Origin of the sequence: Nostoc sp. 'Peltigera membranacea cyanobiont' 213 (assembly GCF_002245975.1) — a bacterium.
Lineage (GTDB): Bacteria > Cyanobacteriota > Cyanobacteriia > Cyanobacteriales > Nostocaceae > Nostoc.
Genome location: NZ_NOLI01000005.1, coordinates 92530 through 111690 on the forward strand (window position 1 = coordinate 92530; position 19161 = coordinate 111690).

Sequence of the window (19161 nt, forward strand, 5' to 3'; positions counted from 1 at the left end):
CTTGTATTTTTGCGATCGAGTTAGACTTCAACTAAGATAGCATTTGGAATTATTTTTGTATCCCAAGCATTCAGAAATGAATAATAACTTTACCTAATAATATAAATAGTGAAATAATTTTTACCTCTAGCGCAAGTCACATATTAATTAGTACAAAAGGAATAACTTTATCTAACTGTAGGAAGATATAAATTAAAATAATATGGTTGTCGTAAAAAGAACTACTTCAACCTGTTTGATGCTTCAAAAGCTTTGGGTATTATAAAATTTGAGGTATTCAGCCGTTGTTGCTCACCGTTAAATTACTAAATTCATGAAGCAATTTTTACGCTGGATAATTTTGGGGGGAACGCTGTTTTTTTTAGCCAAAGCCTTGAAGGATAATTGGATTGGAGTGACTGCTATCCACATAGATGGGGTAGGATGGGCAATTATAGCGATCGCTACAGGCATAACTTTACTAGCACATACTTGGGCAGGCTGGATCTGGACTTGGATTTTGCAAGAGTTAAATCAACCTGTATCATCTCCCCAATTTATCCAAGTTTACCTAAAAACGAACATCGCTAAGTATTTACCAGGTAATATCTGGCATTACTACGGGCGAATTGTCGCCGCCAAAAATGCCAATGTCTCGGCTGGTGCAGCTACCTTAAGCGTTTTGCTAGAACCCCTACTCATGCTAGCAGCGGCTTTAATCATCATTGTCTTATGCAGTAGCCAATTTGCAGCAGCTAATACTACCCTTGTTATCCAAATACTACAATTACTGAGTCTAGCTGTAGTTCTTTGTGCGATTCATCCTTGGTTTTTAAACCCAGTTATTCGTTTTTTGTACAGATTGAAAGCAAAAAAGTCTGTTGCTACCACTGAAGAAACTATTCCCTTAAGTCTTAAAAGCTACCCTGTACGACCTTTATTAGGAGAACTGGGCTTTATGGGATTACGTGCCACTGGGTTTATATTGACTATGTTCGCCCTAGGTTCGTTGAATCTGAATCAAATTCCTTTGTTGTTAGGGGCTTTTAGTTGCGCTTGGCTGTTAGGGCTTGTGATTCCAGGTGCGCCTGGTGGGTTGGGTGTGTTTGAAGCGACTGCATATCAACTTTTGCAACATCACTTTCCAGCAGCCGTAGTATTTAGTGCGATCGCTCTATATCGCCTTATTAGTATTCTAGCTGAAACTGCGGGCGCTGCCCTCGCTTGGTTAGACGAACGTCTTGCTAAAGCCTAAATTAGGCGACACTTATTTATGTCTATCTACTTTCATCTGTGAAAACACACGATAACCATCCAAATTCAACTGCGGATTACTGCTTTGTTCTTCTTCCATCTTAATCAAGTTATATTCTACGTTTTCTGCATAGATCGCAAAGGTGATATTAAAAATCTCCATAAAATTGATTACACCTTTACATTCATCTTCAGGATAGTTTTCGTAAAACCTAATCAAATGAGCAATTCGAGTTTCTAAATGCTTACGGGAATTTTTACAAATCAAAATAATTTTTAAAAGTATGATTACCAATGTTAAAGCATGACCTTGGGTAATTAATGAGATAAATAATGATGAAGGTTCTTTACCATTTTCTATTGTCAAGCAATCAATTACTCGATTACAGGTTCTCAAAAACAATTCTTTAGTAACAACTTCCCGATCGTAATCTTTCTTCCATGATGATAAAGTTTTTATAAAATGCTGTTTCCAAGTCTCTACTGATTCTTGTTTACCTACAGAGAGAAATAGGTATTTTTCGAGATTAATTTTAAATTCTTCCAATGTCTGATTTTGAGTTTGTTTAATAAATATATGGGCAATATTCTCATGACTAAAAACACCTCTTTTTAAAACAATCGCTTTTATTAAACGCAGAGCCTGGTCTCCCAAAACACTAGGATTTTTATAGCGGGCTGTGCTTGAAACGACAGATTGAGAACGAGCAATATACATTGCTAGTTCAAACTTAAATTTTTCTTTTATCTGTTTAGAAAGCTTTCTAGCAGCCTCTTGTTGCTCTATGGGATTATTCTTATTAACAGATTGATCGATTAATAAATAAGAACTATAGCGATTAGCCCAATGACCTTTAGATGATTCATCATATTTAGCAGCAAATAATTTCAATTCTTGGTAGTCTTTGCTGTTGACAAAATGTTCTAGCCAAGTTTTACAAGTTTTTACTATTGGAGCATTATTCTCCTTTATCTTGAGATTTTCATTAACAAATAAGTTAACTAACTCTTGGATATATTTATCTTTCCTATTACTTTTCCAATTATTAACTATGATGTAGCAGCACCGTTTTAATGTATTACATAGCTCTTGTTCGTTATCATCTAAAAAAACACTATATATTCCGGGGATATAATCGGAATCTTCTAAATCCAGCCCTTCTATAAATAAACCTTTGAATTCTCGTAAAACATCATCTGGCGACAAACTTTTGACAATTTCCATGAAGAAGCTATAAACCTCTTCTTGTGCAATTTGCACATTTGTCTGGCTAGAGTTAGACGTAACACTATGGGTATTTTCCTGACTAATTGATAAACTATTAGCGTTCATTCCAGTTATCAGGACAAAAAGGCTTCCTGTTCATATTATTATCAGCTTAACCTTGGCGAACAGTAGCATCAATCTATTCTTCTCAAATTCAGTAATCTTTTTACACAAATTTGATAAAATCCAACCATAAATAAAGTATTAAACCCAAATTGTCTAATACTTCATCAAATTATTCAGTGAAATTACTTAGCTTCAATAATTAAATCCAATACAAAATTATATGGGCGAGTTGATTTACCATTAAATACAACTCGCCCATATAATTTTATATAGGAGCCTTTTGGCATTTTCAATTTTAAGTGGGGGTGGAGGGACTTGAACCCACACGACCTATTACGGTCAACGGATTTTCATCCTCCCGCAGTTTTCACTGCTACCTGATGGCAATAGCCAAATCAGGTTTTGAGAATTGGACTCTCCCTTTACCCTCGACTTAACGTTAGGGTAGCTCCCGTCGGGTCTCTGCACCTTCCGAATAGTTAGGAGTTAAGAGTTTTAATTTACTCTGCACTCACGACTTTTTTCGGCTTGGCTCAGGATTGCCATGTCTGTCACCAGATTTAGGTTTCCCTGAGTTTGAGAGCTTCCACTTGAGGGATTTCTCCTTCAAGGCTCAGTTATCTAAGTCCGTAGCGTCTACCATTCCGCCACACCCCCGCAGGTGTTTGGTAATTAACTAGTATAGACCTAGTTATTTTTTGGAGGCAGCAAATACCGCCTTATCTATTCCACCATCAATTGTGTCTTTTGTCCAACTAGATTGAAAATATTTTTTCCAGATTGTGCGATCGCTTCCCAAATTTGGAAGTTTTTCATGTTTTTTCGTAATCAAACTGGATGAATTTTCGATTTTGTCTGACTAAAGCATTTATTTGTCGGCAGACTTACGATAGTAGCATAAAATTATCTTTTATCAATCAATCTGGATATAAAAAAGGAATTCTGGGGTAGTTATGGTGAAAGCATCATGACTATACTTCCCTGAGTTTGGCTGTTCAGCCTATGATGGAAAACAGATGCTTAAGACTTGAAAGTTATGATTGTAGCCCTCCTCTATCTGGTTTTGGCTGGAGCTTACCTTCTGGTAATCCCGATCGCTGTTTTGCTGTACCTAAAGCAGCGTTGGTATGTCGCTAGCTCCATTGAGCGTCTGTTGATGTACTTTTTGGTGTTTTTCTTCTTCCCAGGCTTGTTGGTTCTATCGCCGTTTGTAAATTTCCGACCCCAACGGCGACAAATTCAAGTTTAACGAAATTGGTAGGTCATAACTCTCATGCGACGGATTGACGCTATTGGAATTGGCTTAGGTGTTTTTATCGCCGGCGGCTTGGCTTATCTAGGATTCCAGCTAGTCGGTTTGGATAATCAAAAAGCTGGTATATGGAGCCAAGTCTTACTAGTCAGTGGATTAATTGGCTGGTTAGCGACCTATTTTTTCCGTGCGGTGGGACAAAAAATGACCTACCACCAACAACGGGAACAGTACGAGCAAAACTTTCTGCAAAAGCGGCTAGATGAGCTTACTCCCGAAGAACTAGCACGAATTCAAGCTGAAATAGAACAAGAAGAGCAATCTCAGGTGTAAAGTTATCATTGGTCAGTTGTCATTTGTCATTCGTAAATGACCAATGACAAATGACCAATGACAAATGACCACTGACTATTGACACTTGACTAAAATGACTGCGATTTCTGATTGCTTTGAAACCCTTGGGCGGAATCATGAGTGCGCTCTGATTCCGTTTATTACAGCTGGCGATCCAGATTTAGAAACAACAGCAAAAGCTTTGCAGGTTCTAGATCAAAATGGAGCCGATATTATTGAACTAGGTATACCCTATTCCGATCCTCTGGCTGATGGGCCAGTGATTCAAGCTGCTGCTACTCGCGCCCTGCAAAAGGGGACAAAATTGGAGCAGGTGCTGGAAATGTTGCAAGAGATTACTCCCAAACTGCGATCGCCCATTGTCCTATTTACCTATTACAACCCAATTCTGCATCGGGGAATAGACAAATTTCTTCAGCAAATCGCTGCGGCTGGGGTCGCAGGATTGGTAGTACCAGATTTGCCCTTGGAAGAAGCAGCAGGCTTGCTCGAACCAGCTAAGGAGATGGGAATTGATGTAATTTTGTTGGTCGCTCCCACCAGTGATGCGGAACGGATAAAAGCGATCGCTCATTCTTCTCAAGGATTTATTTATTTAGTCAGCGTCACTGGGGTGACAGGGGTGCGATCGCAACTGGAAAACCGCGTGTCTGATTTACTCAAACAAATTCGTGGTGTTACTGATAAACCCATCGGTGTAGGTTTTGGGATTTCTGAAGCCGCACAAGCCCGTCAAGTAAAGGAATGGGGCGCAGATGCGGCGATCGCGGGCAGTGCTTTTGTGAAACGGTTAGCAGAAGGGACTCCAGAGCAAGGACTAAATGCGATCGCCCAATTTTGCCAAAGTCTCAAGGCTGCCATCAAGACTACCAATACCAGTACAAATACTCCTCTTGATTAGACTGGTCAAGTAGATTAAAAAGTATAACAGCGCCGTTTTTCTACCCTTGTTTGATAGACAATTTGACCATTATGGTTTTGAATATTAACATCAGATATCATGATGTAAAAAAACTAGCTGATATAGTCGCTTATAGTTTGAGTATTATGTGAAATCAAGTAGGCATAATTTATGAGTGTGAGAGTGAGTCAGTCACAAATGATTATAGTTACGTCGCAATTGAGGAGCATAGGCGATGAGTGAAAGTATGGCGTTTATCGGCGGGGTCGCCGTAGCTGGGCTGGCGGCTCTCGTATTGCTCAAAGGAACAAATACCCCCCTACAACCTAACTTTGCTGTTGCTCCGCAAATGCCAGGGACTGTAGTAGCGCCAGGAATGCAGTCGCCAATGTATCCTTACGGCCCTTATGGGCAACCAGTGTATCCCAATCCGAATCAGCCACCAACTGCTGCTAGTGCTGACCAACGCCTAGAGATGGAGAAGCTGAATACACAGATGCAGTTGGAGCGTTTAAAAAACGATAACGAACAGCTGAAGGTTCAAAATCAACAACTTCAAGGCCAAGTTCAAAATTTCAATACTCAGCAGCAGTGGCAACAAGCCCAGCAGTATAACCAACAAAAAGCAGCAGCATTCCAGCCGCAGCAAAATCCTTCTTGGTGGTCTTCACCTATGCTTTGGGCTGTGGGAGGAGCAACTTTAACTATTGGTGGTGGTGTTGTCGTCGCTGGGGTATTGGCTTTGTTCTCACCACGGCAGCGTCCAGCCCGTACTGTACAAGTGATTCACCCCTACCAAGGAAATACACCACCCTTGGTTCCAGTCCGTCGTGCTGAGTTTCTTCCTGCTTCGCGGATGGAAGCAAGACGAGTTGAAGCCCCAGAATACGACGAAATGCATTAATCGCAAAAATCAAATTATAAATAAACACCGATTAAAAATCTCGTTTCCAGGTAGTACCTGGAAACGTTTTTTATTTGGTTGCTGCTGCAAATTGAGGAGGCAGAATCTACTTGTAGACGCTGGGAACGAGGTAAACACTCGTAACTGTTAAAAGCCGCTTTTCGGAGTTTCTGTGGTAGTGGGACTCTCTTTAGGGGCAGGTTGGTTAGTATCGGGAAGTTTCTGTTGGTTACTCTTCTGATTACCTTGATTTTCTAGTTTAGTTAGTGCCTGTTTTGCCAAATTTTCGGCTGCTTGTTTAAATAATGGTTCTATTTTGTTTCGCCAGTATTTAGTATTAGGCAATTTTTCTGGATGGTTTCTATAATCTAAAACTTTATCCCATTTACCATCATCTATTGCTTTGTTGATTTCATTAGATAACGCCTCAGCCTTAGCCCAATCGTCCTGCCACTGGGCAATCATTTTGCCCGTCTCTTGGATACCAGAAGCAGCATTTGCTGGAATCGACCTTAAAAGTGCGATCGCTCCAACTATATCTCCTGAATCATACTTCTTTTTTGCTTGTTCTATAGTATTGGCACTGTTATCATTAGGCTGCGATTTCCCCGCGTCGGAATTTGACCCCTTCGGCTTTTCTGGTAATGGAGTTACAACATCGCTAGATTGTGCTTTTGGCTTGGGAGTTGGTCGAGTCGCAATCAAAGTGCCATCATCTACAATCTTAGTTGCAATGCCTTTTTCGCGTAGGCAAGAAGCCCATTCTCCATTATTAGTTATCACATCCGAGTGTGCCCAAGCCAAACGACCAGATTTAAGTTTAACTTCTATCCAACCTCGTCTTGTTCGCTTGCCAGTCACCTCGAAACTGGTATTATCCGCAACTGTTTGCAGAACATTATCAGAATTTATCGAACTAGGTTCAGAACGAATATTAGAATTTCCGACGACAACAGCCGAACATTTATTTGCTAAAGAGGTATCCTTACCTGTCAGATTTAAAGCTAAATTTTTCACATTTGGATATACATTTGCTACCAAGGCAGCCGCACCACCCGCCAATAATATGCCAATTAATATTGGCCATGGGTCAGATTTACTAGAGTCTTGACGGGCAGGTTTGACAGGATTTGCTGGTGCAACTGCAACCGTTTGCAGCCGAGATACTTGAGGTCGGGATTTGATGGATTCTTGAAGTGGAGAAAGTGTAGGTACTGGATTAATCGCATCTTTACATGCTTGCAGTGCTTCCGTGGCGTTTTGGTAGCGGTCTTTGAAGTGATAACGCACCATCTTGGACAACACTGCCGCCAATCGGGAGTTTACGGTTACTGATTGCTGCCAAATGATTTCGCCCGTTTCCGGGTCTTCTTGCAATTCTGTTGGCTGTAATCCTGTTAATGCTTGAATGGCAATGATGCCGAGGGAATAAATATCACTGTTGGGGCGGGGTTTACCTTGCCCTTGTTCTGTGGGCATATAACCAGGAGTGCCGATAACCACAGTAGCAGAAGGTTGTCCGCCCACTGTTACCAGTTGTGTACGCAGTTGCTTTACTGCCCCAAAATCTACTAAAACTAACTTATTATCTGAAGCGCGACGGATGATATTATCCGGTTTGATGTCGCGGTGAATCACGCCTTGGCGGTGGACAAATTCGAGAATTTCCAGAACTTCTTGCAATAGTTGAATTACTTGGCTTTCACTCCAGCGTTTACCAAGTAGAAGTTCCTCAGCTAGGGTATGTCCTTCAATATATTCTTGTACTAAATAAAATTCTTGGTTTTCGTCAAAGTACGCTAACAGCCTGGGTATTCGGTCATGGTTGCCTAGTTTTTCTAAGGTTTCGGCTTCGCTGTTGAACAGGCGTTTAGCAGTATCAAAAACTCTGGGGTCAGTTCCGGGTTTGAGATGCTTAACAACGCAGATAGGGTTGCCCGGCCGCCTAGTATCTTGGGCAATGTAGGTTTGACCAAATCCTCCCATTGCGAGGACTCTAATTACTTGGTAACGATGGTCTAGTAGCTTGCCTATCATATTCCCTCCCCAGAGTTATTACCTAATTTTCCAGCTAGTAATAAATATCTCCAAATTTTCTTCAATGAAATCCGCTATCTTGAGAAAAGATTTAGATTAAAAACGCAGCTTTTTAATAAACGCAGACTGTTTCTTTTTCTTTTAGTGCCCCTGTTTATTACCAATGCCACCTAAAATAACAAACTCAGTTGGATGGCAGCAGGCTGAAATCCTCATGCAACCTGCTTTTATTCGTGTTATCGACAATATCCGCAAGTCCCTTGATGAATCTTCCTGGACGGGAACTTACCACGATGTCCTGATTTGGCCGCCTAGCACCACTGATGAAGTCAAAGCATTGGTGACTGAGTTGTTGCAAGCGATGGAAACTGCAACGCCCCAAGAAGCAGATGAAATCAGAGAGACTCTAGCTCGTCTGCCGATGCCCCATCCAGGATATCATCTCCGTTTGCAGCGTCAACAGCAAGAAGCGAGTATCGATTTATGGGAATTGTGTTATGAGGTGTGTTTTCTTGAATACAGTCCAAAAAAGGAAGGTGCTGATATTGATACTAGTTTAATCGATGAACTGGGTGAAGTGGATTGGTTGCGTTTGGATGCCAAGGCAAAGGAGTTGGTTGAACAGGCGTTTGCTCATTTACCAGAGAGTTGAGAAAATAAAGTAATTACTATATCTTTAAAATTTTGGAAGTAAATTGGTTATGAATGCTGAGGTGCTTCTTAGTTTGAAAAAGTGAAACTGGAGCAAACACTCCACAGCAGAAATGAAAGGTTATTGAAACATGGATTTTATCAACCAAGCACAGAAGTTGGCAGATACCATTAGAGATAAAGCTCAAGAAGCAGCCAGCAATGTAGTAAACGGGATGGATGAGGTAGTTGATGGAATCAAGAACGCTACTACCGAAATAACTACTTCAAGTGTCCATGCAGTTAATGATTTACAAAGTTTGTCAACCATAGCAACCCAGGCAGGTTTTCAAACTGTTCAAAATGTTAGTAAAACATTTCAACAAAATGCTGTTGCAGTTGCCACATCGAGCATGGTTATGGCTGATGCTTTGCAAAATTTACCTAAGACAGCTGCCGAATTAGCCCAAGAGATGCCCAAGATTGCAAATAGGCTGAAATATCGTGCTGGTGTTCGGGTGGGAGACTCACCTCGTTCTAATGCAGATGTCATGAAGCTTTTTGAGAAAATTCCTGGTACATCAAAGCTTGGAGCCAAAGAATATACAATTCGTCAATTTCTGAGAGATAAACATGGTAGCCACATCAATCCCCGTTCCAAAGGTGGATCGAATGCTGCTGATAATATCCTTTGGGAAGTAGGTGTTGACAATCTCCGTCGCGGAGCTAAAGTCATGACCGTTGGCGAACAGTTTTATATTCGGGTTTATAATGCGGTAGATTCTATTGTTACCAATTCTGGGACAATCGCTAGACTTGGCATTACTGCAACGGGAACAGCTATTCTCACCCAAGTTGTAGTAACGGCGATTTCCTACTCTTTGGATCTTTATCGGGGCGATATTACTGTCGAAGAGTATAAAAATCTAATTTTTGAAGCAGCAAAAGCAGCAGGGATTGCGACACCAATTGTTTTTTTAGTCTTGGTAGCTGTGTTAGCTTTATTTCCAGAATTTACAGTAATTTTGTCAGCACCAGTGGTTGTTGCAGGCTTCAATGCTTTACTTGGTATTAGTATTGCTACACCAATCATTCAATCGCTAGTCCGTCATGTCGAAGCTGGAGGTTTTGGGATAGAAACTGCTGAGGCTTACAAAACTGCATTTGATTAGTATTCTGAGGATAAGAGCGATCGCAGCCCTTAATGCCTTGCGAATTGATCCGATTCGTAACAGGTTCTCAACACAGCGATCGCTTGGCGGCAAAACTGCGAGAATTAAATATAGATCCAGATAGTATTTAAGCTCCTCGCTGTCTTGCTTATGCCTGGTAACAGAAATACTATGGATCTTCAGGAAAAACCCATTTTGGCGGTTCCGTCATTTTTTTTCGCAGACGTTCTTGTGCCAATTCTAACATTTTGTCTAGGGGAGTCTCTTCAATAAATTTTGCGGCTGCCTCTCTAAACTCAATGTTGGGGCATTTATCCCCTAAAACACACCCGTTAACACAGGCTACAGCGCAGTTAATCTTTTGCTCCACAGTAAATTCCTCTCTTTAAAAGTTATAAGCAGAGACGCGATTAATCGCGTCTGTACAGGAGTTCTAATATTCACCCCGAACTCTTTACTATCAGGCATTACCCTCTAAGTAAATTTTACCTTGCCAGTTGCTATCCTAATTAGTCTAAATACCTACCATTTAGAAAGTTATGAGTTATGAGTTATGATTTTTACTCCTAACTCCTGTGCAGGCGCGATTAATCGTGTCTCTACTCCTATATAAAGGGCGCTCATGTCAGAAGTTTTTGCCACTACTGGAACTATAGCTGCGATCGCTACTGCTGTTGTCCCGCAACAGGGTAGTGTTGGTATTGTGCGGGTGTCTGGTTCTGAAGCAATGGCTCTAGCCCAAACTCTTTTTCACACACCAGGGCGACAAGTTTGGGAAAGTCACCGGGTTCTCTACGGTTATATTCGTCATCCCCAAACGCGACAACTGGTAGATGAAGCCCTATTGCTGATTATGAAAGCACCCCGTTCTTACACCCGTGAAGATGTAGTGGAATTCCATTGCCACGGGGGAATTATGGCAGTGCAGCAGGTATTACAACTGTGTTTAGAAAATGGCGCAAGATTAGCGCAACCGGGAGAATTTACTCTCCGCGCCTTTTTAAATGGGCGATTGGATTTAACTCAAGCCGAAGGTATTGCTGATTTAGTGGGAGCTAAATCGCCTCAAGCTGCCCAAACTGCCTTAGCTGGTTTACAGGGAAAATTAGCTCATCCGATTCGGCAGTTACGCGCTAACTGTTTAGATATTTTGGCAGAAATCGAAGCTCGAATTGACTTTGAGGAAGACTTACCGCCGTTGGATGATAAAGCAATAATATCAGAAATCGAGAAAATTGCTGCCGAAATAACGAGATTATTGGCAACCAAAGACAAAGGTGAGTTGTTACGCACAGGTTTAAAAGTGGCAATTGTGGGGCGGCCAAACGTGGGTAAGTCGAGCCTATTGAACGCTTGGAGCCAGAGCGATCGCGCGATCGTCACAGACTTACCCGGTACAACCCGCGATGTAGTTGAATCGCAGCTAGTTGTGGGGGGAATTCCCGTACAAGTGCTAGATACAGCCGGGATTCGGGAAACAACAGATCGAGTGGAAAAAATTGGCGTAGAGCGATCGCGCCGTGCAGCCAATGCAGCTGATTTAGTTTTGCTTACCATCGACGCTTCAACAGGTTGGACGGAAGGCGATGGAGAAATTTACGAACAAGTACAACACCGTCCGTTAATTTTAGTGATTAACAAAATAGACTTAGTAGAAGAAATTGAAAGAAAAATTCTTGAATCTAAAATGCCAAATTCCAAGTCCAAAATTTTCACAGCAGCAGCCAAAAATCAAGGTATTGATACTTTAGAAATAGCAATTTTAGAGATAGTTAACACCGGAAAAGTCCAAGCTGCCGATATGGATTTAGCCATTAATCAAAGGCAAGCAGCAGCTTTAACTCAAGCTAAAATTTCTTTGGAACAAGTACAAGCAACAATTGCCCAGCAACTCCCCCTTGATTTTTGGACAATTGATTTACGCGGTGCAATTCAGGCGCTAGGAGAAATTACTGGTGAAGAAGTTACAGAATCAGTTTTGGATCGGATTTTTAGCAAGTTCTGTATTGGTAAATAAACTAAAAATATTCTACTTTTGCTAATTTGCATAGGTTGGCTAAAACGAAGCAAAACCTAATATTTTTACCCACTATTTAACTAACCTAAAATTAATAACTAAATGTACATCTCAATCCGCCAAGCAAACATACAAGATACGGTGATAGTTTCAGATGTGTTATTAGAAGCAGCTTTATGGCTCCAGCAGTGTGGTGAACCTGTGTGGCGTGATAGCGAGGTTTCGCCAGAAAATATCTCTGAAGATGTTGCTAAAGGTTTGTTTTTCATTGCCGAATGTGATGGTGAATCTGCTGGTACAATAAAGTTTCAGCTTGAGGATTTACTTTTCTGGCCTGATATTTCTCAGGAAGAGTCAGCATTTGTACATCGCTTTGCAATTCGACGACGCTACTCTGGCGGTAAAGTCTCTTCAGCACTGCTGACTTGGGCTGTTGAACGCGCACAAAAACTTGATAAACGTTATTTACGTCTAGATTGCGATGCTTCTCGTCCGCGCTTGAGAGCAGTATATGAAGGCTTTGGTTTCCGTTATCATAGCGACAGACAAGTTGGTGCTTATTTTGTTTCTCGCTATGAATATGAAATACTTCCACAAGTGACCTGATATTGGTATGTCTTTAAATAGATAGATATTATGCCAGTCTTTAGAAAAGATATTGATTTCTTCTTTGAAAAGTTTATCAAAGTTAGTACTGGAGGGGGTGGAGATGCTAGTGTCTGGGCAGTCGGTAGTTACCAGGGAATATTCATTTTAACTGTCATTGAGAAAAAAGTAGATTCCTTAACTATAGATGACATAGTTGATAAACCAGCTTTTTTTATGTTAGATGACCTAATGAAATTTTCTCCTGAGTGGCAATACGATTCAACAGCACTTGCTTTATCAGCCAAATTAGCAATATCTAGTTTGTAATTGTTTTTTACTAATTATATATAACAAATGGTTTTTACCGATAAAATAAAAAATGCTAATTCTTTGATTGTAGGAGCCAATCGAGGTATTGGCTTAGGTTTTGTAAAAAACTTACTTCAAGATGAAAAAATAGCTAAAGTTTATGCTACATATCGCCAACAAAATGCTGCTGAAGAATTACTATCTTTAGTAGATAAACACTCTGACAAATTAATTTGTTTGGAGATGGATATTACTGACGAGTTGCAGATTGTTGAAGCTGTTAAAAAAATACGTACTCAAGTTGACAAACTGTATTTAGTCGTCAACTGTGTAGGACTGTTGCATGAAGATACTTTGCAACCTGAAAAAAGCTTAAGAGAAATTAATTCAGAAAACTTGCTCCGCTACTTTCAGATAAATAGTATTGGTGCTGTCTTGCTAGCTAAACATTTATTGCCTTTATTGCGTCATGGAGAACGCAGTGTGTTTGCTAGTATTTCTGCTAAATTGGGCAGTATTGGCGATAACAAACTTGGTGGGTGGTATGGCTATCGTGCTTCTAAAGCAGCACTCAATATGTTGATGCGAACTGCGGCTATTGAGTATAAAAGAAGTTGTCCGAAAGCATTAATAGTGACATTACATCCTGGTACAACTGATACGCGCCTTTCCCGTCCTTTCCAGAAAAATGTCCCTGCGGAAAAATTGTTTTCAGTGGAACGTACCGTTATCCAATTATTGGCTGTGATTGAACAGCTTCAAGAAGGCGATAGCGGACAGTTTTTCTCGTGGGATGGGAGCAGATTGCCTTGGTAACTGAGTTACGCTGGTGCTAATGAAACCTACATTACTTGTAACCTCAGCCTATGAAGTTTTTTGTGCCAGCAGCCAAGGATGATATCAAAGCAGAGCAGGTGTATAATGCTCTTGCTCAGTCTCTCAAAGCACCAATAACCGAAAAGCGTATTTGGAGGTTACAGTGGCGCGATCGCGAAATTGATATGGAATGCGAGGTAGGTAAACCCTTACCATCCTCTTACCAAACGGGGAAAGAGCTAGTTCTAGCAATCTTTGAGTGCGAAAACCTTTATAAGATTTGTACTCTCAGCCGTGGAGGAGTCAAGGGAGAACCTATCTTGGTTGGAAAAAACTCTCAATCCTCAATAACGTATTTTTCTAATGTAAATAACTGACTCTGCTTAATATGCGATCGCCTGTTTGATAGAAATAGATGCGATACTAAAACCTAAGAATTAGGAAACTCTAACTCACCACTTCCCCTTCTTAACTGCGCTGTTTCAGGTGGTAGATGTCGCTCTAACCAATTTTCCAAATCAGCCATTACCTCAGGGTAATTGAGGTCACGCTGAATTTCATGATAGGCTTCTGGATACTCAATTCTCAGCTTGTCTTTACAGTTTACCCGTTGGTAAAAGGTATCGCTTCCCGCAGGTAAAGCCACTCGGTCTGCACTACCGTGGAGAATCAACAATGGTAATTGCCAATCACCTGCGCGAGCATTAATCCAATCAAGTGTTGCAAAGAATTCTGTAGCTAAACGGGCAGTAGCTAGGGTATGTCGCAGTGTATCCTGAGCGATCGCTGCTAAAACCTGCGGATCTCGCGAACCAGCACTGATGTCAATGCCTGTATTCAGGGTAAAACGCGGCCACACCCGTGAGAGCATTTTTCCTAAAAGTACCCGAATCGGTGAAATCCCAACTTTCCCCAAGGTTGGCGCAAGAGCGATCGCACCTTGCAATCTTGATGCTTCTTGGGGATAACGCAGAATATAATCTAAGACAATCACTCCGCCTAAACTATGACCCAAAAGAAAAATTGGGCATCCACGATTCTGAGTCTGAATTAACTCTAAAAAGGCTCCCAAATCTTCGCGAAACTCACTCCAAGCGTTGATGTAGCCTTGCTGACCTGGCGAACGTCCATGACCGCGCAAGTCTAAGGCGTAGATGGCATATTGCTTGGGTAGCAAATGTTGAATTACATTACTGTAGCGATCGCTGTGCGCTCCCAGTCCATGCACAATCGCTAATATTGCCCGTACTTTACCCTCTGGATACCAGGGATACCAGCTTTGGTAATACAGGTCAAGTCCTCCCACACCTTGAAATCTGCCTTCTTTATGAGACGCTATGCGATCGCTATGGTCAATCATTTCGTTAATTTTTTACGTATTCTCCCAGCAAGTTACTAACATGTCAATATCTATAGCAATCCTGAATCATTCGTAAGAAATAAGATCCGCCACTTCTCAAATAACTTGAGGAGCTGCGGGTTGTAATTTATCATAAGTTCTTTTGCCAAGGAATTATTAATAAGTAATAGATTATTCTTATAAAAGTTTGTAACTTTGAAATTTGATATCCCCTCCCAATCAATGATTTAAAAAGGCGTTTACCTGAGCATCTGCTGAATCAACCGATTCCCTAGAGGCACTGTAAAGCAAAATTCAATTTGACGAGGTTTAGTTACGAATTACATTAGCCTTGGCCTAGCGTCTTTGCCAATGTGATTACGAATTACAAATTATGTTAGCGTAGCGGGGTGTAGTGCATTACGAATTATTTGCCCTGCCATAGTTGCCGTAACGACTGAAAAACCTTTACAAATCTTTCTTCTAGCCAGAGCATAGCATAATCAACCCATGCCAAAATTTGTTCTAAGGGGTGCTTCTCATAGCCTGTTGAAGTTGCTTTAGTTTCTATCCAATCTGGTTGTGCCTCAACTTGACTACTTTGATGAAATTGCTGTTGTAAAATTTCACCTTTACGACTTTCGCTTTTAGTTTGAGAAATGCGGGCTTGGGTTTGTTTTACAGAGGCAACTTTTCCAGATGTTTTTTGATTTGAGACAAGACTACTAGTTGGTTGTTTCCTTCGTACCAAACCAGATCCGATTTTAGGTTGTTTTACAGTTAAATTCTTTTGTGGAAAATGCCTTACTGATAAACTTGCCGCTAAAGCAGGATTTTTGACTTCAGATAGTGTAACTGACTTGTCAGTAATGGTTTCGGTGTCCCCAAATAAATCACCCCAGGTTAGCCAAGGGTCAACAACTAAATCCTGGTTCTCTAACAGAGGGCTATTAGACAAGGCTTTTCTAAGGCGTGAAGAGAATAGTTTACCTGGTAATCGCTCATCACTAGTTGTTGGCTCAAGTGTTTTTCTATTACCAACACCAAAAAAGTAATTAAGCGCCGCCTCAATCAAAGCCTGAAGATTTAATGTATGAGTTTCCAAACCATCAGGATTAGTTGCAATTTCTCCATTAGCAGCTAATTGCTCTTTGCCATAAAGAAATATATTTAACTTAGTTTGGGCAACTTGAACAATTTCTTGGCTACGCTCTTGCACAGGGACTAAAGCATTTGACTCTAACTTAGCAACGGCTATATCTAAAAAGGCCAATAATCTGTCTTTTTTAACTAAATCTTTTGGTATTCCCCGATCCAAAACTGGAATTTTAGTTGTATCGATCTCAGTGAGCTTTGCTAATAAACGATCTATTTGTGGTAATAGCTCCGTTTCTTTTTTAGATATAACCAATTGCCAATACTGCCAGTAATTAGCAACTTCGTTAATAATTCTTTCTTCTAATTTTGCCTGCTGCTGGGGTGTCAAAATATCGAGAATTCCATTGTCGGTAGTAACAAGTACTAAACTACGATTCATCAAATTTGTGGCAATTCCTCGCACTACTGGAAAATCTTGTTTGGAAGCGTTCTCTAGCTGTGAAGAGTGGAGAATTACCGCTTGATTTTCTGTAATTGTTGAGGATTTAGTAAGACTAGCGTTATTTGTCGAGTTCTTATAAACGAATTTCAGCCGAAAAACTCCTAATAAAGCCAGGGCATTAAAAGGTTCAGATGTTTTTGCAGGAGTAGAGGTGGTTTCATCTGACAACAGATAATTGACTGCTTCTAGTACTTGTTGAATGGGGTTATCAGCATTTGGAATTTTGGACTGGAAATCGGTATCATTTGGTTGTAACTTTAGTCTAGTTTGCGGTTCTTTGGTCTGTAGCGTTTTTCCAGATGATTCAGATGACTGAAACAGTAGATACACTGGGTAAAGTAGTGCCTCCACACCCCACTTAGTGGCAACTTGCAAATGCCGGAAGGTGTGTTCCCACTGTTGTGTCACCCGCCGAGATTGCTGGTGGACAAAGTTAAATAGTCTGCTTTGATAACGACCAGAGGAACCAGAAGACATAGTAGTAATTTTTTAGTTCAAGTCTTGTTAAGTTGTGAGACTCGCGCCAAACAATAAAAACAACCAACACCTCATCTTAGCGAATATATGACCCCGATTGTCTCTCAATCCCATACCAAATTTATCTCACAAGCAATTGAGCAACTACGCTCTTTTTGTCAAGTTAATCTTCAGTCTAGCTGGCTATATCAGGAATCTGACCTGATTATTACCGATGTTGTAGCTACTGATTTGTCTCATTGGCAACCTGTCGAGTTGAATGCTAAAGAACATATCGCTTGGACAGGCGGGAAAAAAGTGCTATGGCTAGTGCAAAGATTGGTGGTTCCCCAAGATTTACAGGGTTATCCCTTAACTGGGTTATCTTTGCGGGTGGCGCTGGTTTGGTGGGCAGATTCTGCTGAGATTTACGTGAATGGGGAGTTAGTGCTGGAGGGTGATTTATTCGATTGTTCGCCTAGAGTGCTTCTGAGTCAGGGGGTAACACCAGGGGAAGAGTTTATTGTGGCTTTGCGGTTAGAGAGTCCGGGACATTGTGATGGTGCTTTAGTGCGATCGCTCCTAGTGTATGAGTCTACTGTTGATAATAATCCCGATCCGGGTTTTGTGGCTGATGAGTTAGCTGTGATGCAACTTTATTTGGAAAAGTTTACACCAGAGAAGTTAGATGTTTTGGCGACGATGGTGGCGGAAGTTACGAACCGCAGAGGCACAGAGGACACAGAGGAAGAGAAGGGATTAGTAAAGTCGTTTTTGTATCTACGCCAAAACTTAATTCAATCCGACATCTTAGCCCCCCTTTTGCAGGGGAATCAAAAATCTAAAATTTTCTTATTGGGTCATGCTCACTTAGATTTAGCATGGTTATGGCCTGTGAGTGAAACTTGGAATGCGGCGCAAAATACTTTTGAGTCGGTTCTGAAGTTACAAGCAGATTTTCCTGAGTTAATTTTCTGCCATTCGACTCCCGCCCTTTATGCTTGGATTGAAGAACATCGCCCGGATTTATTTCAGGCGATTCAAGCACAGGTAGCTGCTGGACGTTGGGAAGTTATCGGCGGGATGTGGGTGGAACCGGAACTCAATCTCATTGCTGGTGAATCAATAGTCCGTCAATTATTGTATGGTCAACGCTACATCCAGGAAAAGTTTGGCCAGCTTTCAACTATAGTATGGGTTCCAGATACTTTTGGTTTCTGTGCAACTTTACCGCAGTTTTTCGCTAATGCCGGAATTGAGTATTTTGTCACCCAGAAGTTGCGGTGGAATGATACTACTAAATTTGATTATGGGGCTTTTTGGTGGCGATCGCCTGATGGCAGTCAAGTCTTTAGTTTGATGTCTGCACCTATCGGTGAAAGTATTGACCCAGTTAAAATGGCATCCTCCGCTCTGGAATGGCAATCCCAAACTGGTTTATCAGAATCCCTCTGGCTTCCCGGTGTCGGCGACCACGGCGGCGGCCCCACCCGTGATATGTTAGAAACCGCCCAACGCTGGCAAAAGTCGCCTTTCTTCCCAGACTTAGAATTCACAACGGCTGAAAAGTATTTACAGCAAATTGTAGAGACGCGATTCATCGCGTCTGTCAGTAATGATGATTCTCCCCCTTCCTTCCCTACTTGGGATGACGAACTATACTTAGAATTCCATCGTGGTTGCTACACTACCCACGCAGATCAAAAACGCTGGAATCGTCATTGTGAAAATTTATTATATGAAGCTGAACTATTTGCTACCTTGGCAACCGTAAGCTGTGGTGTGACATATCCCAAAGCAGAAATCGAAGCAGCTTGGAAGCAGGTGTTATTTCAACAGTTTCACGATATTTTACCTGGTTCTTCAATTAATCAAGTTTACACAGATGCTTTAACCCAGTGGCAGCAAGTAGAACAAGTCGGAACGAAGATATTACAGGAATCACTTTTTGCGATCGCATCTCACATTACCCCATCGGAACCACCAAAACCCGAAAGTTTGCCTATTTTCGTTTTCAATTCTCTCAATTGGCAGCGTTCTGAGGTAGTCTCTATATCCTTACCCACACCAGAAGAATGGCAGATTTACGATACTTCTGGAAAGCAGCTTGTCTCCCAATTATCTGAACCATCAACCCTACTATTTCTCGCCCCCGAAATCCCACCCGTAGGCTACCGCATATTTTGGCTATCCCCCTCATCCCCCTCATCCCCCTCATCC

At 41.3% G+C, this 19161-nt stretch carries 18 protein-coding genes; 13 read left to right on the forward strand and 5 right to left on the reverse strand.

Annotation, left to right across the window (positions count from 1 at the left end; all coding sequences use genetic code 11):
* Positions 1-313: 313 nt before the first annotated feature.
* Entirely contained in the window at positions 314-1234 is a 921-nt protein-coding gene (locus tag CDG77_RS02655; protein WP_094327752.1) for a lysylphosphatidylglycerol synthase transmembrane domain-containing protein, read from the forward strand.
* Positions 1235-1246: 12 nt separating this feature from the next.
* On the opposite strand, the gene CDG77_RS02660 is transcribed toward CDG77_RS02655, so the two are convergent.
* Entirely contained in the window at positions 1247-2566 is a 1320-nt protein-coding gene (locus CDG77_RS02660) for a hypothetical protein (RefSeq protein ID WP_094327753.1), read from the reverse strand.
* Positions 2567-3602: 1036 nt separating this feature from the next.
* On the opposite strand from CDG77_RS02660, the gene ndhL reads away from it, so the two are divergent.
* The 4 genes from ndhL to CDG77_RS02680 all read left to right on the forward strand — a co-directional run bounded on the left by ndhL (position 3603) and on the right by CDG77_RS02680 (position 5977).
* A complete protein-coding gene (ndhL, locus tag CDG77_RS02665; RefSeq protein ID WP_094327754.1) occupies positions 3603-3815 on the forward strand; it encodes an NAD(P)H-quinone oxidoreductase subunit L in 213 nt (70 codons plus the stop codon).
* Between the two features lie 24 nt (positions 3816-3839).
* Positions 3840-4151 carry a DUF3007 family protein gene (locus tag CDG77_RS02670; RefSeq protein ID WP_094327755.1) on the forward strand — a complete coding sequence of 104 codons (312 nt, stop codon included), beginning with the start codon at positions 3840-3842 and terminating at the stop codon, positions 4149-4151.
* A gap of 94 nt (positions 4152-4245) precedes the next feature.
* Positions 4246-5073 (forward strand): tryptophan synthase subunit alpha, encoded by an 828-nt coding sequence (trpA, locus tag CDG77_RS02675; protein WP_094327756.1) that lies wholly within the window; start codon positions 4246-4248, stop codon positions 5071-5073.
* A gap of 235 nt (positions 5074-5308) precedes the next feature.
* Positions 5309-5977: a heterocyst differentiation related protein gene (locus CDG77_RS02680; RefSeq protein ID WP_094327757.1), complete on the forward strand. Its 669-nt coding sequence runs from the start codon at positions 5309-5311 to the stop codon at positions 5975-5977.
* A gap of 147 nt (positions 5978-6124) precedes the next feature.
* On the opposite strand, the gene CDG77_RS02685 is transcribed toward CDG77_RS02680, so the two are convergent.
* Positions 6125-8014, reverse strand: a complete 1890-nt coding sequence (locus CDG77_RS02685; protein ID WP_094327758.1) for a serine/threonine protein kinase — start codon at positions 8012-8014, stop codon at positions 6125-6127.
* Positions 8015-8177: 163 nt separating this feature from the next.
* Here CDG77_RS02685 and CDG77_RS02690 point away from each other — a divergent pair, with 163 nt between their 5' ends.
* Together CDG77_RS02690 and CDG77_RS02695 are read left to right on the forward strand one after the other, a co-directional pair.
* A complete protein-coding gene (locus tag CDG77_RS02690; RefSeq protein ID WP_094327759.1) occupies positions 8178-8666 on the forward strand; it encodes a hypothetical protein in 489 nt (162 codons plus the stop codon).
* A gap of 130 nt (positions 8667-8796) precedes the next feature.
* Entirely contained in the window at positions 8797-9816 is a 1020-nt protein-coding gene (locus CDG77_RS02695) for an HNH endonuclease (RefSeq protein ID WP_094327760.1), read from the forward strand.
* A gap of 169 nt (positions 9817-9985) precedes the next feature.
* On the opposite strand, the gene CDG77_RS02700 is transcribed toward CDG77_RS02695, so the two are convergent.
* Positions 9986-10186, reverse strand: a complete 201-nt coding sequence (locus tag CDG77_RS02700; protein WP_012410641.1) for a hypothetical protein — start codon at positions 10184-10186, stop codon at positions 9986-9988.
* 252 nt (positions 10187-10438) lie between these two features.
* Here CDG77_RS02700 and mnmE point away from each other — a divergent pair, with 252 nt between their 5' ends.
* The 5 genes from mnmE to CDG77_RS02725 all read left to right on the forward strand — a co-directional run bounded on the left by mnmE (position 10439) and on the right by CDG77_RS02725 (position 13923).
* Entirely contained in the window at positions 10439-11833 is a 1395-nt protein-coding gene (gene mnmE / locus CDG77_RS02705; protein WP_094327761.1) for a tRNA uridine-5-carboxymethylaminomethyl(34) synthesis GTPase MnmE, read from the forward strand.
* Between the two features lie 102 nt (positions 11834-11935).
* Entirely contained in the window at positions 11936-12439 is a 504-nt protein-coding gene (locus tag CDG77_RS02710; protein WP_094327762.1) for a GNAT family N-acetyltransferase, read from the forward strand.
* Positions 12440-12469: 30 nt separating this feature from the next.
* A complete protein-coding gene (locus CDG77_RS02715) occupies positions 12470-12748 on the forward strand; it encodes a hypothetical protein (RefSeq protein ID WP_094327764.1) in 279 nt (92 codons plus the stop codon).
* A 27-nt stretch (positions 12749-12775) separates the two neighbouring features.
* A complete protein-coding gene (locus CDG77_RS02720) occupies positions 12776-13546 on the forward strand; it encodes an SDR family NAD(P)-dependent oxidoreductase (protein WP_094327766.1) in 771 nt (256 codons plus the stop codon).
* Between the two features lie 50 nt (positions 13547-13596).
* Positions 13597-13923: a hypothetical protein gene (locus CDG77_RS02725; RefSeq protein WP_094327768.1), complete on the forward strand. Its 327-nt coding sequence runs from the start codon at positions 13597-13599 to the stop codon at positions 13921-13923.
* A 53-nt stretch (positions 13924-13976) separates the two neighbouring features.
* Here CDG77_RS02725 and CDG77_RS02730 read toward each other — a convergent pair whose 3' ends face one another.
* Entirely contained in the window at positions 13977-14906 is a 930-nt protein-coding gene (locus CDG77_RS02730; RefSeq protein ID WP_094327770.1) for an alpha/beta hydrolase, read from the reverse strand.
* 406 nt (positions 14907-15312) lie between these two features.
* Positions 15313-16962: a hypothetical protein gene (locus tag CDG77_RS02735; RefSeq protein WP_094327772.1), complete on the reverse strand. Its 1650-nt coding sequence runs from the start codon at positions 16960-16962 to the stop codon at positions 15313-15315.
* 87 nt (positions 16963-17049) lie between these two features.
* Between CDG77_RS02735 and CDG77_RS02740 the strand changes: the two genes are divergently transcribed.
* The coding region (locus CDG77_RS02740; protein ID WP_094327774.1) for an alpha-mannosidase at positions 17050-19161 on the forward strand (2112 nt) is incomplete at its 3' end.

Coding starts and splice junctions, on each gene's coding strand:
- CDG77_RS02725 (WP_094327768.1), top strand. CDS start 13,597: ATGAAGTTTTTTGTGCCAGCAGCCAAGGATGATATCAAAGCAGAGCAG.
- CDG77_RS02695 (WP_094327760.1), top strand. CDS start 8,797: ATGGATTTTATCAACCAAGCACAGAAGTTGGCAGATACCATTAGAGAT.
- CDG77_RS02715 (WP_094327764.1), top strand. CDS start 12,470: ATGCCAGTCTTTAGAAAAGATATTGATTTCTTCTTTGAAAAGTTTATC.
- CDG77_RS02670 (WP_094327755.1), top strand. CDS start 3,840: ATGCGACGGATTGACGCTATTGGAATTGGCTTAGGTGTTTTTATCGCC.
- CDG77_RS02685 (WP_094327758.1), bottom strand. CDS start 8,014: ATGATAGGCAAGCTACTAGACCATCGTTACCAAGTAATTAGAGTCCTC.
- mnmE (WP_094327761.1), top strand. CDS start 10,439: ATGTCAGAAGTTTTTGCCACTACTGGAACTATAGCTGCGATCGCTACT.
- CDG77_RS02730 (WP_094327770.1), bottom strand. CDS start 14,906: ATGATTGACCATAGCGATCGCATAGCGTCTCATAAAGAAGGCAGATTT.
- CDG77_RS02710 (WP_094327762.1), top strand. CDS start 11,936: ATGTACATCTCAATCCGCCAAGCAAACATACAAGATACGGTGATAGTT.
- CDG77_RS02655 (WP_094327752.1), top strand. CDS start 314: ATGAAGCAATTTTTACGCTGGATAATTTTGGGGGGAACGCTGTTTTTT.
- CDG77_RS02735 (WP_094327772.1), bottom strand. CDS start 16,962: ATGTCTTCTGGTTCCTCTGGTCGTTATCAAAGCAGACTATTTAACTTT.
- ndhL (WP_094327754.1), top strand. CDS start 3,603: ATGATTGTAGCCCTCCTCTATCTGGTTTTGGCTGGAGCTTACCTTCTG.
- CDG77_RS02660 (WP_094327753.1), bottom strand. CDS start 2,566: ATGAACGCTAATAGTTTATCAATTAGTCAGGAAAATACCCATAGTGTT.
- CDG77_RS02680 (WP_094327757.1), top strand. CDS start 5,309: ATGAGTGAAAGTATGGCGTTTATCGGCGGGGTCGCCGTAGCTGGGCTG.
- CDG77_RS02690 (WP_094327759.1), top strand. CDS start 8,178: ATGCCACCTAAAATAACAAACTCAGTTGGATGGCAGCAGGCTGAAATC.
- CDG77_RS02720 (WP_094327766.1), top strand. CDS start 12,776: ATGGTTTTTACCGATAAAATAAAAAATGCTAATTCTTTGATTGTAGGA.
- trpA (WP_094327756.1), top strand. CDS start 4,246: ATGACTGCGATTTCTGATTGCTTTGAAACCCTTGGGCGGAATCATGAG.